The following is a 14,341-nucleotide window of genomic DNA, read 5'->3' on the forward strand; positions in this document are numbered from 1 at the left end:
ATACTTAAAGCATTATGTTCAAGAAAAGTATTCTAATTTTAGCAGCAAGTTGTATGATGTACTCCTGTGCCACACAGACGGAAAGCAATCCGTTCTTTACCGAGTTCCAAACCCCTAACGGCGTGCCTCCGTTCGACCAAATCAAGCTGGAGCACTACGAGCCTGCCTTCCAGAAAGGTATGGAAGAACAAAATGCCAATATCCAGGCTATCATTGACAACACCGAAGCACCCAGCTTCGAAAACGTAATTGCAGCCTACGACAATAGTTCGCCCATGCTGAGCCGCGTTAAAGGAGTGTTCGACAACCTGACGGAAGCCGAGACAACAGACGAACTGACTGCCCTCTCTATAAAACTTGCTCCGGTACTGTCGGAACACGAAGACAACATCTCACTCAACAAAGAGCTTTTCAAAAAGATAGATGCCGTCTATCAGCAGAAGGATGCACTGGGGCTGACCTCCGAGCAACAGCGTCTTTTGGACAAAACCTATAAGAACTTTGTCCGCGCAGGTGCCAACCTCCCCGCAGACAAGCAAGCCCGCCTGCGCGAAATCAACAAACAGCTTTCTACGCTTGGCATCACATTCAGTAACAATGTCCTGAACGAGAACAATGCATTCCAGCTCTTTGTTGACAAGGAAGAAGACCTTGCCGGCCTTCCCCAATGGTTCTGCCAAAGCGCCGCCGAAGAAGCAAAAGTTGCCGGACAAGAGGGCAAATGGCTGTTCACCCTGCACAATGCCAGTCGTCTCCCCTTCTTGCAATACTCCGCCAACCGCCCCTTGCGCGAGAAGATGTACAAAGCCTACATCAACCGTGGCAACAACAATGATAAAAACGATAATAAGAAGAATATCACCGATATCGTCAGCCTGCGCCTCGAAAAAGCACAACTGATGGGCTTCGACTGTTACTCCAATTTTGAACTTGACGTCAAGATGGCCAAGAATTCCGCTACCGTCATGGATTTCCTGAACAATCTGTGGAGCTATGCCCTGCCCAAAGCCAAAGCCGAAGCTGCCGAACTGCAAAAGCTGATGGATAAAGAAGGTAAAGGTGAGAAACTCGAAGCATGGGACTGGTGGTACTACACCGAGAAACTGCGCAAAGAGAAATATGACTTGGAAGAAGACCAGATAAAGCCCTACTTTAAACTTGAAAATGTACGCGAAGGCGCTTTCACCGCTGCCAACAAGTTATACGGCATTACCCTGACCAAGCTCAACGGCATCCCCGTTTATCATCCCGACGTAGAAGTGTTCGAAGTAAAAGACGCTGCCGGCAAACAGCTGGGCATTTTCTATACAGACTACTTCCCACGCCCCGGCAAGAGCGGCGGTGCCTGGATGAGTAACTACCGCGAACAGCAAGGTAACATCCGTCCGCTGGTATGCAATGTATGCAGTTTCACGAAACCCGTTGGCGACACACCTTCCCTGCTTACTATCGACGAAGTGGAAACACTGTTCCACGAATTCGGCCATGCCTTGCACGGACTGCTGACACAATGCCAATATAAAGGCACCTCCGGTACCAGCGTTGCCCAGGACTTCGTAGAACTTCCTTCCCAAATCAACGAACATTGGGCTACCGAACCCGAAGTGCTGAAAATGTATGCCAAGCACTACCAGACCGGCGAAGTCATCCCCGACAGCCTCATCGAAAAGATACTGAACCAGAAAACATTCAATCAAGGATTCATGACCACCGAACTGCTTGCAGCCGCCATCCTCGACATGAACCTGCACAACCTGACAAGCACTGAAGGTCTGGACGTAGTAGCCTACGAAAAAGAAGCAATGGACAAACTCGGATTAATCCCCGAAATAGCTCCGCGTTACCGCACTACTTACTTCACACATATCATCGGCGGATATGCAGCCGGTTACTATGGCTACCTCTGGGCCAATGTTCTGGACAACGACGCCTTCGAAGCCTTCAAGGAACATGGTATCTTCGACAAGCAAACCGCCGACCTTTTCCGTAGCAACGTCTTGGAAAGAGGAGACAGCGAGGACCCGATGACTCTCTATAAGAAGTTCAGAGGTGCTGAGCCTCAATTAGACCCGATGTTAAAAAATCGCGGTATGAAGTAAGATTTGTGAAAAAAAAGCTATATTTGCACCCTTGTATGCAACAGAAATTAATTAAAAAAGTAATCATAATAAACTAAAGTAACATGCAAAACAAAGGATTTGTAAGGGTTTTTGCGATATTGCTCACACTGGTGTGTGTGTTCTATCTCTCCTTCTCTTTTGTGACTCGCCACTATACCAATAAGGCAAAAGAGTTCGCAAAAGGAGATGTGAAAGTAGAACAGGACTACCTCGATTCTCTGGCTAATGAGAAAGTGTATTTTGGCAATTGGACGCTGAAACAATGTCGTGAGATGGAAATCAGTTTAGGTTTGGACTTAAAGGGTGGTATGAACGTCATCCTCGAAGTTTCAGTACCCGACGTAATCAAGGTACTGGCTGACAACAAACCGGACGAAGCATTCAACCAAGCATTGGCAACTGCCGCCAAACAGGCTACTACAAGCCAGGATGACGTCATCACCCTGTTCATAAGAGAGTATCACAAGATAGCTCCGGGTGCCAGTCTCTCCGAATTGTTCGCAACCCAACAATTAAAAGACAAAGTTAATCAGAAGTCTACCGATGCTGAAGTAGAGAAAGTACTTCGCGAGGAAGTAAAAGCCGCCGTCGAAAACTCATACAACGTACTTCGTACACGTATCGACCGCTTCGGTGTGGTTCAGCCCAACATCCAGAGTCTGGAAGATAAAATGGGGCGTATCATGGTGGAACTTCCGGGTATCAAAGAACCAGAGCGTGTAAGAAAATTGCTACAGGGTTCTGCAAATTTGGAATTCTGGGAAACATACACAGCAAAGGATGCCGCTCCCTACCTGCAAGCAGCCGACAGCAGATTGCGCGCCATACTGGCTAACGAAACACCGGCCGACAGCACTGCAACAGACAACGCAGCTACCGAAGCTCCTGCCGTAGCACAAGCTACCAGCACTGCCGACAGCCTCGCCGCTGCCTTGAAAGGTGAAAGCAAATCACAAGCTGCCGACCTTGCACAAATCAAGAAAGAACATCCGTTGCTGGCCATATTGCAAATCAACCCGAGCGGACAAGGTCCGGTTGTAGCTTATGCCAACTATAAGGATACTGCTGAAGTCAACAAATACCTTTCTATGCCGGAAGTTCTGGCAGAAATGCCGAAAGACTTGCGTCTGAAATGGAGTGTTTCTCCTTATGAGTACGACCCGAAAGGACAAACCTTCGAACTTTATGCCATCAAGTCTACCGAACGTAACGGTAAAGCTCCGTTGGAAGGTGATGTAGTGGTAAATGCAAAAGACGAATATGACCACTTCGGCAAACCTGCCGTTAGTATGTCTATGAATACAGACGGTGCACGCCGTTGGGCTCAGCTCACCAAGCAGAACATCAACAGAAGCATCGCTATCGTATTGGATGGTTATGTATATTCTGCACCGAACGTAAATAGCGAAATTACCGGCGGTAATTCACAAATCACCGGTCACTTCACTCCCGAACAGGCAAAAGACTTGGCGAACGTGCTGAAATCAGGTAAGATGCCTGCTCCCGCACATATCGTACAGGAAGATATCGTAGGTCCGTCATTGGGACAGGCTTCTATCAACGCCGGTATCATGTCATTCGTTGTGGCATTGATCCTGTTGATGATTTACATGTGCTCCATGTATGGATTCATCCCGGGTATGGTTGCCAACGGTGCCTTGATTCTGAACTTGTTCTTCACACTGGGTATTCTTTCGTCCTTCCAGGCTGCATTGACTATGTCCGGTATTGCCGGTATGGTATTGTCACTCGGTATGGCTGTGGATGCCAACGTGTTGATCTATGAACGTACCAAAGAAGAGTTGCGTGCCGGCAAGGGCGTGAAGAAAGCATTGGCCGACGGTTATGCCAACGCCTTCTCTGCTATCTTCGACTCCAACTTAACGTCTATCATCACCGGTATTATCCTGTTCAACTTCGGTACAGGTCCGATCCGTGGTTTTGCCACTACGTTGATTATCGGTATCCTGATTTCGTTCTTTACAGCTGTGTTCATGACACGTCTGTTCTACGAGCACTTCATGAGCAAGGATAAACTGTTGAACCTGACATTCTCTTCCAAGATCTCCAAGAACCTGATGGCGAACGTACACTTCGACTTCATGGGCAGAAATAAATTATGGTTGACCGTTACGGGTATTGCTGTAGTAGTTTGCCTCGGCTTCCTTACTACTCGCGGATTAAGCCAGAGTATCGACTTCACCGGTGGACGTAACTTCAAGGTACAGTTCGAGAACAAGGTAGAACCGGAACAAGTACGTGAGTTGATTGCAAGCAAGTTCGGTGACGCCAACGTAAGCGTTATCGCCATCGGTACAGACGGCAAGACAGTACGTATCAGTACCAACTACCGCATCGAAGAAGAAGGCAACAACGTTGACTCTGAAATCGAAGCATACCTGTATGAGACTCTGAAACCGGTACTGACTCAGAACATTACGCTGGAAACCTTCATCGACCGCGAGAACCACACCGGTGGTAGTATCGTCAGCTCACAGAAGGTAGGTCCAAGTATCGCTGATGACATTAAGGTTTCCGCTATCTGGTCCGTTGTACTTGCATTGATTGCTATCGGTATCTATATCTTGATCCGTTTCCGCAACATTGCATACAGTATCGGTTCTGTAGCTGCATTGGCTTGTGATACCATTATTATTCTGGGTGCTTACTCCATCTGCTGGGGTTGGATGCCGTTCTCTCTGGAAATCGACCAGACGTTTATCGGTGCTATCCTGACAGCTATCGGTTACTCTATCAATGATAAGGTGGTAATCTTCGACCGTGTGCGCGAGTTCTTCGGTCTCTACCCGAAGCGTCCTAAGTTCCAGTTGTTCAACGACTCTCTGAATACGACTCTGGCACGTACCATCAATACTTCACTGAGTACCTTGATTGTGTTGCTGTGTATCTTCATCTTGGGTGGTGATTCTATCCGCAGCTTCGCATTCGCTATGATTCTGGGTGTTGTATTCGGTACAATGTCTTCTCTGTTCGTTGCATCTCCTATCGCTTATATGCTGATGAAGAACAAGAAGGATGTTGAGCCGGTTACTGCTGAAGTAGCTGAAAAATAAGATTCTCCAAAGAATATAAATAAAAAAAGAAGGTATGCCTCACGGTGTACCTTCTTTTTTATTCCCATCGCTCTAACCGTGAAAGTTAGTTAAATATAGGAATACATAGGCTACAAGATATCAGATATTCTTTGTTTCTTTGCATTTGACTACCGTGTCAGACACAAAAGTTAAGCTATATAAACTTCAAAAGAATATGTTCAGAATAGGTCTTGATATTGGCTCTACCACCGCGAAACTGGTTGTACTTGATGAATATGACAATATCGTATTCTCCAAATATGAAAGACATAGCGCAAAGGCCAAAGAAACGGTTTTATCCTTTTTAAAGGAACTGCTCCCCATCATTGGAGACAAGGAGGTATCTGTCGGTATCACCGGTTCTATCGGAATGGGAATCTCAGAAAAATGCTCTCTCTTATTTGTGCAGGAAGTAGTAGCTGCAACAAAAGCCATACAAAAAAGCCATTCTTCCATAAATGCCATGATAGACATTGGCGGAGAAGATGCCAAAATAGTATTCTTCAAAAACGGTGAAGCCACAGACCTGCGGATGAACGGTAACTGCGCAGGAGGTACAGGAGCTTTCATCGACCAGATGGCAATTATTCTGGGAGTGGACATCGAAAAACTGAACGAGCTCGCCATGCATGCTGATCAGGTCTACCCGATAGCTTCACGCTGCGGCGTTTTTTGCAAAACGGATATTCAGAATCTGATAGCCAAAAACGTAAGCCGGGAGAATATTGCAGCTTCCATATTCCATGCCGTAGCAGTACAAACCACAGTTACTCTGGCTCATGGCTATGACATCAAAACGCCCGTTTTGTTTTGCGGTGGTCCGCTGACCTTTATTCCTGCATTGCGTAAGGCTTTTATCGATTATTTGTCCCTCAACGAAAAAGAGGTTATCTTACCGGCTCATGGCACACTACTGCCTGCTTTCGGCACTGCCCTGTCATGTACCGGCAGCGACAGGCACTTCAAACTTCCCCTGCTGATTGACTATATAGATACGAGTCTGAATGCAACCACCCATATATCCACCGGAGTAGAAACTCTATTCAGTAACGAAACCGAATATACCGAATGGATAAAACGAATTTCAGGCAAGGAAATTGTGCAGGCAGAACTGAAATCCGGAGAACAGGATGTATTCATTGGAATAGACTCCGGCTCCACCACCACCAAGATTGTGGTGACGGACACAGACTCCCGAATCCTCTATTCCTATTATAACGCCAACGGTGGCAACGCTATAAAGACTGTAGAAGAAGGATTAGAAAAACTGCGTGATGCATGCAATAAGTACGGTGCAGTACTCAACATCAAAGGAAGCTGTTCCACCGGCTACGGTGAGGACCTGATAAAATGCGCCTACCAACTCCATTCGGGTATCATCGAAACGATAGCCCACTACATGGCTGCGCACTATCTGGACAAAGATGTTTCTTTTATCCTCGACATCGGCGGACAAGATATGAAGGCCATCTTCGTAAATAAAGGAATCATAGACCGGATAGAAATAAACGAAGCCTGTTCATCCGGTTGCGGTTCATTCATCGAAACATTTGCAAACTCACTGGGGTATACCGCCGAAGAGTTTTCCGAAGCCGCTTGCCGTTCAACAGCTCCGTGCAATCTGGGGACAAGGTGCACCGTGTTCATGAATTCGAAAGTGAAGCAAGTGCTACGTGACGGGGCTACCGTCAACGACATCGCCGCCGGCCTTGCATATTCGGTAGTAAAGAACTGTCTCTATAAAGTATTGAAACTGAAAGACACATCCGTCCTGGGCAAAAACATCGTAGTGCAAGGCGGAGCCATGCGCAATGATGCCCTGGTACGGGCTTTGGAGATACTGACCGAAACCAAAGTATCCAGATGCAATGTACCGGAGCTGATGGGAGCTTTCGGATGTGCACTGTATGCCATGAAGCATCAGGGAACAGCAGTCCGTCTGGACGAAATGCTTGACAAGGCAAAGTATACTTCCCGCTTTCTCCGCTGCAAAGGATGCGACAACCAATGCCTCGTGACATGCTACAAATTTGGGAACGGAAAGAAATACTATTCGGGCAACAGATGCGAAAAGGTATTTACGAACGGAGAAAGCAGCGCCTGCAAAGGCAAGAATATCTATGAGTATAAGAACAGGCTCCTCTTCGACCGCCATGCCGAAATCGACTCTCCCCGAATGAGCATCGGCATCCCCAGATGCCTGAACATGTACGAAGAATACCCTTTCTGGCACACTCTTTTTACATCCTGCGGCATACAAGTCTATCTGTCCGATGCGTCCAACTTCCTAAGTTACGAACGCAATGCGCGCATGGTAATGTCCGATAACATCTGCTTTCCGGCCAAATTGGTACATAGCCACATCAGCAACCTGATACAAAAGAAAGTAAACCGCATTTTCATGCCTTTCGTCGTGTTTGAGAAAAAAGGGAAAGAAGCAAACAGCTACAACTGTCCCATCGTCTCGGGCTACTCGGAAGTGATAAAAAGCGTAACTTACAGCAACATCCCCGTCGATTCCCCTGCCATCACCTTCAAAGACCGCAAACTGCTGCTCAAGCAATGCCAAGAACTGCTCGGCAGCCTGGGTATTGATGACAGCACCATTCATACAGCTTTCAGCAAAGCCGAACAGGAGCAGGCGGCTTTCGAACAGGAAATGATTTCATGCAACGAGAAAGTATTGTCTGAAACGAGCGATCATGAAGCATTGACCATCATGCTTGCCGGACGACCTTACCACAGCGACCCTCTGATACAGCATAAGATATCAGACATGATTGCCGACTTGGGAGTGAATGTCATTACCGACGATCTGGTCAGAGACAAAGAAATAGATGTCTCCGATTCTCACTTCGTGACGCAATGAGCTTATGCCAACCGCATTCTGAAAGCTGCTAAATGGTGTGCCACCCAGGGCCGGGACATGCAGTTTGTAGAGATGACCTCCTTCGGTTGCGGCCCGGATGCTTTTCTGGCAGACGAAGTACGCGACTTGCTGATGCGCTACAACAAACCGCTTACACTGCTGAAGCTGGACGACATAAGCAATATCGGTTCCATGAAGCTACGGGTGAGGTCTATGATTGAGAGTCTGAAACTGGCCGGTACTGAACAGGCTGCCAACCAGGACTTCCAGAAATTCACCACCGTACCGGTATACGACGACACCTACCGCAACCGCAAAATACTGGTACCTTTCTTCACTCCTTTCATTTCTCCGTTAGCTCCTGCTATCTTCCGATTGGCCGGGTACGAGGTAGAAAGCCTTCCTATAAGCAGCAATGACTCATGCGAATGGGGATTAAAGTACTCGAATAACGAAGTCTGCTATCCGGCCACGCTGATCGTAGGCGATATTATAAAAGCATTTAAAAGCGGACGTTACAACCCTGCAGAAACAGCCGTTGCCATCACCCAGACCGGAGGACAATGCCGTGCCAGCAGCTATATCTCTTTAATAAAAAAAGCATTGGTAGACGCCGGATATACAGATGTACCGGTCATTTCCGTATCACTGGGCAGCGGAATAGAAAACAACCAGCCGGGATTCAAAGTGAATTGGGCCAAAATCCTTATGCCGACACTACATGCTGTACTATACAGTGACTGCATTGCCAAATTTTATTATGCAGCAGCAGCTCGTGAGAAAGAAAGCGGTGCTTCCGCCCGGTTGCGCGACAAATATTTGCAGCTTGCTTTCGAGGCTATCGTCCGGAAAGAGAAGAAGCAACTGATTCCACTTCTGCACTCAGCCGCAGATGAGTTTAATTCCATCTGCCAGGATCGTCCTACCCCCAAAGTAGGAGTAGTCGGAGAAATTTTCCTGAAGTTCAACCCCTTTGCACAGAAAAACATTACCGATTGGCTTATAGAAAGAGGGATTGAAGTCATTCCTCCTATCCTGACCGACTTCTTCATGCAGAGTTTTGTAAATCGCAAGGTGAATGTCGAAGCACATCTTGAAAAACGGCAGATGTCAGACCTTGCCCTGAAGTGGTTTTATAAAATAGCTCAAAGGCAAATAGATAAAATAAATGCGGTAGCCAAGCGATTCCGCTATTTTGTTCCCTTCAGCAATATATTCAGCGAAGCGGAAGAAAGCAAAAACCTGATTACCCCTTATGCACAGTTCGGAGAGGGATGGCTTCTTCCTGCCGAAGTTGCTTCCTTTGCGCACCAAGGTGTGAACAATGTAGTCAGCCTGCAACCTTTCGGCTGCATTGCCAACCATATCGTTGCCAAAGGAATTGAAAAACGGATAAAGACTCTTTACCCCGATATCAATTTTCTATCTTTAGACTTCGACAGTGGAGTCAGTGACGTAAATATAGTCAACCGCATGTTACTCTTTATCGACAACCTAAAAAAATAAAGACATGGCAACAAACGACAACAACCTGGAAAAGAAAATCATTGAAACGGCACAGCAGCTGTTCATGAAGAACGGTTTCGCAGAAACCAATATGAGCGACATAGCCGCAGCAGCAGGCATCAACCGCCCTGCACTGCATTACTATTTTCGGACCAAGGACAAGATGTTTCAAGCTGTTTTCGGAAACATCATCCTCTCCCTGGCTCCTGAAATCCAAGGCATCATGCTGCAAGACAAGCCCATCTCCGAACGGATAGGAAAAATTATCGACGCTTATTTCAATACCTTTTTCCGTAATCCCTACCTGCCGATATTCATGGTTCGGGAAATTGAGCGCGATATGTCTCATCTGGTCAGCACTGCCCGTGAACTACGTCTGGAAGGCTACTTCCAGGAAATAGCCAACGGATTGCAAAGTGAAATGAACGCCGGCAAGTTGAAGCAAGTGCCGTTGCATGTTGTGTTCCTTACCTTCTATGGTCTTCTGGTATTTCCTTTCCTCACAAGGAAACTGAGTACCGCTGTTTTCTTTGACAAAGACGAAGATTTTGAAGAGATGCTTGCTGGATGGAAATCGCAAATAATTATGCAGATGGAGCATCTGTTGTGTAACTAAAGCGAAATATCAACTTTATAAAACTGTTCCTCCTCAAATTACATGAGGAAGAACAGTTTCTTACCCTTGAAAACTTTTTTACCTTTGATCTTTTCCAGAAGCAACTCTTATTTCTTTTCAGCAGCCCATTCCTTAGCCCCTTGTTCTTTTAGTTTGGCAGTAAATGACAGAGCCTTCTCCATACTTACTTTTTCATCTTCAGGACTTGCATACGCATGTTTATAGCCTTCCACTACATTCCATTCACCACGGGTGAAATCGGGGAATTCCACGGCAGCACAGCCGTTATCCATGGAGAGTTCACCCAGTTCTGCAAGACAGCACCATTCAGCCAAATCATAGACATCCATATCCAAAGGAAGACCATTTTGCAAACAATATACCAAACGGCTGTCCATTATGAAGTCCATACCGCCATGGCCACCGACTTCCTTAGCCATCTCACCATATTTCTTCAAAATCGGATGCTGGTATTTCCTGACCAAAGCCTCCATTTCTGATTGTGGCAGGAAACCGTGTGAACTCAAATCATCAATCTTAGGTTGTACGCCCGAAGCACTCAGTTGTTCTGCATCGAGTGCATACCCTTCAACCGGATATTTGTTGGCAAAACCTTTAGTACCTGTAAGTTGATACAAACGGTTGTAAGGCTGCGGTGTCATTACATCGTGCTGGATTTCGATAACCTTTCCATTGGCTGTACGAATCATCGTTGTAGTATGGTCGCCGTTACGGAAGTCCTTACATTCCTGACCGGTTCTTTGCTCTACCAGCTCTTTGCCGACAACAGACTTCGTGTCCATGGCAACCAAAGTCGTCATGCGGTCGCCGCGATGGATATCAAGAGCTTGCGCTACGGGGCCAAGGCCGTGAGTGGCATATACATCACCACGATGCTTCATATTGTAGTCCAGACGCCATCCTAATTTATCGTTTTCACCGTTTTTCCAATAATAATCCCAGAAACTATCCAGATTATGTATATATGCACCTTGCGCACGAATCACTTCACCAAAGACACCTTGCTGTGCCATATTCAGCGTATTCATTTCAAACCAGTCATAACAGCAGTTTTCCAGAATCATGCAGTGCCTGCGGGTAGTCTCACTCAAGTTAATTAACGCCCAGCACTCTTCCAGATTCATGGCAGAAGGTACTTCAATAGCTACATTCTTGCCATTCTCCAAGGCACATTTGGCTACGGGAAAGTGGTGCAACCAGTCGGCAGCGATATAAACCAGATCTATATCATCACGTTTGCAGAGTTCCTCATAACCGGTAGCACCCGAATAAACGGCAGCCTTAGGTAGAGAAGCATTCTCTAAGAATTTTTGGCATCTCTCAGCACGCTCCTGCTCATAATCACAAAGAGCCACTACTTGTGTCCCGGGAATATAAGTAAAGCGTTCTACCGCACCGGGACCACGCATACCCAAGCCTACAAAACCTACACGAACGACTTCCATCTTAGGAAGCGTCAGCCCGATAACACTCTGCTGGCCTGCCGGACGCTCGGGAGTCTCTACTACTATAGTCCCTTTGTTCCATTGCCACTGTGTACCTTTATCATTAGTTTGCACACTGGTCACTGATTGCGTAGAGCATGAATACAACAATCCTGCTGCACATATACTCACTAAAAAACTTTTTATCTTTTTCATATTGTTACAATATATATTATTAAAGTATTAAAGTTTTACGAGCTGCTTTAGCTCGTAAAACACCGTTTTTCCAAAGATCAATAGATAACATTAAGTGAGAATTAAATAGATTTTTAGATTATATTTTTTAAGGTAGATGAATTGTGTTGTTCTTATTTTATAAATGGTTTATCTTTTATATAAATCTTATACGTTTTGATTGCTCCCGGAGCATTTTCTTCTGCCCGCGGCAGATAACGGAACCCACTAATAGTACATTCCTCTTTTAAGTCGATTACCAAAGAATGCGGATAAGCAACTCCGTAAGCCGTACTCCAGTAGGTAGATTCCTGCAAATCGTAGACTTTATCAGCAGTAAAATTCCCCCAGTCCGTACTCTCGCTATCAGCATAAACCACCTGCCAGTTCTGGCGAGAGAGTGTTCTTCCATCACTGCCCAACAGATAAAGTTCTGCAATAGAGGCATTATCTTTCCCATCTTGTGCATCCAACGCCTCCAGACAGAAATAACGACCGCTTACCGGACGATTGAACTTTACTTCCTGCCAGCCGTTGGGCACTCCCATTTCTCCCACAGTAACCGGTACCTCACCATTCAAATTCAAGACTTCCCCTTCATTACGGTGAGTGAGCGGCTCTTCCAAACGAAGCATATCCAATATAGGCTGCTTCAAACCAACAATAACTGCGCTGTCCGGTCCTAAAAGGTCAAGAACCACAATTTCATTCTTGCCTTTCTTCAACCAGCATCCCGGCATGTACAGTGTCTGCTGAGGACCGATCTTCCAAAAACGCCCAATCGCTTTTCCATTAACCCATACCATACCTTTTCCCCAAGTTTTCATATCCAGAAATACATCACCGGTTTCTTCCAGTTCGAACGACGCACGATAGTAGGCAGGTCCTTCTGTCCTGTCGCCTTTCTGAAAATCTTTCCGTGAAGCAAACGCAGCATCAGTCGGGAAACTGTACACCTGCCAGCCCTTCAGCTCTTTGCGGCTATTTTCGGTCAGCAATTCCACTTTTTCCGTGATACCTTTTCGGTCGTGGATGGCATAATCGAAGTTGACACGTCCCATGGCTTCTACCAGAATATCCAGTTGCGTGCCCGCTTCCAGTTGCGGCAGCATCAAACTGCTTTCACCCCGACGACGGTCCAGGTATCCCAGCAATTGCCCGTCTATATACACCTGCGCCCAATCGTGCACTTCATCTATCAGCAGAACCGTTCCTTCCTTTACCTCGGGCAATGTGGTACGATATAAGATAGTTCCCCAGCCCTGTTCGAAATCCTCCATAGGTTTCACCGTTTCCGTTTTTTGGGCTTTCGGCAGATTCTTAAACAAGGGAGCTGTCTCTTCAAAACGGATAGCAGATATCTCAATCAGTGGATTAGCTTGCGGAACATCGGGTATCACCTGCCCGGAATCGGCATATTGCATCAGCAGTTCACGAAGTTTGTAATACTTTGGAGTAGCCCAACCGGCTTCACTTATTGGTGCATCATAGTCATAAGAGCTGCACATGGCAGAATATGGAGGGCAGTTGGCGCCTCCCCAATGACCGAAAGTAGTACCTCCGTGAGTCATATATAGAGAGAAGGAGATGTTGCGGTCTAGCATGTCTCGAATACCGGACACCATTGTTTCGGCATCACGCGTTTCATGTTTCCGTCCCCAATGGTCGAACCATCCACTCCAAAACTCGCTGCACATCAAGGGAGTTTCCGGACGCGCTTCACGCAAGGCTTTAAATTGTGCGTCAATATTGGCTCCAGTACCGAAGTTGATGGTCCAAAGCAAGTCGTTCAACCCGTTCAACTGAAAGGTGGAACTCCAGTCGCACTGGAATAGAGGAACGTCCGTGAATCCTGCCTCTTTCACCAAGTCACGAATGTTCGTGATGTATTCCTTGTCCACAGCATAGCCGCCGTATTCATTCTCTACTTGCACCATGATGATGTTTCCTCCGCGGCTCACCTGCATGTCCGCCAGTTGCTTCCCGATTTCGTTCATGAACAGTTTAGTCCGCTCCAGGAAATAGGCATTATTGGTGCGTAGCCGAATGTCTTTCTTCTTCAGCAGCCACCAGGGCAATCCACCCATCTCCCACTCGGCACAGACATACGGACCGGGACGCAGCATGATGTACATGCCATGCTTCTGCGCCAACCGGCAGAAGGCGGCGATGTCGTTTTGTCCTTCGAAATCGAACTCACCGGGACGCTGCTCATGAATATTCCAGAACACATAAAGGCAGATTGTATTCATGCCCAGCGATTTGCACATCCTGATGCGATGTTCCCAATACTCCGCCGGAATACGGGTATAGTGCATTTCGGCAGCTTTGATAAGGAAAGGCTTCCCATCGAGCAGGAATGTCTTGTTTCCTATTTCAAAGTTCTGCGGTTTACTGGATGTGAAGCACCCCATGAGCATGGCAACAGAGAGAACCGCCAGCCCAAAGATGCAGGA

5 protein-coding genes and 1 pseudogene are annotated in these 14,341 nt (G+C 46.7%); 4 read left to right on the top strand and 2 right to left on the bottom strand.

Features of this window, described 5'->3' with window-relative positions; genetic code table 11:
• The first annotated feature begins 14 nt into the window (after positions 1-14).
• The 4 genes and pseudogenes from AAE250_RS07815 to AAE250_RS07830 all read left to right on the top strand — a co-directional run bounded on the left by AAE250_RS07815 (position 15) and on the right by AAE250_RS07830 (position 10,206).
• Positions 15-2,099, top strand: a complete 2,085-nt coding sequence (locus AAE250_RS07815; protein WP_294602669.1) for a M3 family metallopeptidase — start codon at positions 15-17, stop codon at positions 2,097-2,099.
• Between the two features lie 83 nt (positions 2,100-2,182).
• Positions 2,183-5,194 carry a protein translocase subunit SecDF gene (gene secDF / locus AAE250_RS07820; RefSeq protein WP_294602671.1) on the top strand — a complete coding sequence of 1,004 codons (3,012 nt, stop codon included), beginning with the start codon at positions 2,183-2,185 and terminating at the stop codon, positions 5,192-5,194.
• A gap of 196 nt (positions 5,195-5,390) precedes the next feature.
• Positions 5,391-9,590 (top strand): annotated as a pseudogene (locus AAE250_RS07825) (acyl-CoA dehydratase activase-related protein).
• Positions 9,591-9,594: 4 nt separating this feature from the next.
• Entirely contained in the window at positions 9,595-10,206 is a 612-nt protein-coding gene (locus AAE250_RS07830) for a TetR/AcrR family transcriptional regulator (RefSeq protein ID WP_294602677.1), read from the top strand.
• Between the two features lie 107 nt (positions 10,207-10,313).
• Here the strand turns inward: AAE250_RS07830 and AAE250_RS07835 are convergent, their stop codons facing one another.
• Positions 10,314-11,867, bottom strand: coding sequence for a Gfo/Idh/MocA family protein (locus AAE250_RS07835; protein ID WP_294602680.1), 1,554 nt, complete (start codon positions 11,865-11,867; stop codon positions 10,314-10,316).
• A 152-nt stretch (positions 11,868-12,019) separates the two neighbouring features.
• Positions 12,020-14,299 carry a beta-galactosidase gene (locus AAE250_RS07840; protein ID WP_294602702.1) on the bottom strand — a complete coding sequence of 760 codons (2,280 nt, stop codon included), beginning with the start codon at positions 14,297-14,299 and terminating at the stop codon, positions 12,020-12,022.
• Positions 14,300-14,341: the final 42 nt, after the last annotated feature.

This window comes from Bacteroides sp. GD17, assembly GCF_038448625.1.
GTDB lineage: Bacteria > Bacteroidota > Bacteroidia > Bacteroidales > Bacteroidaceae > Bacteroides.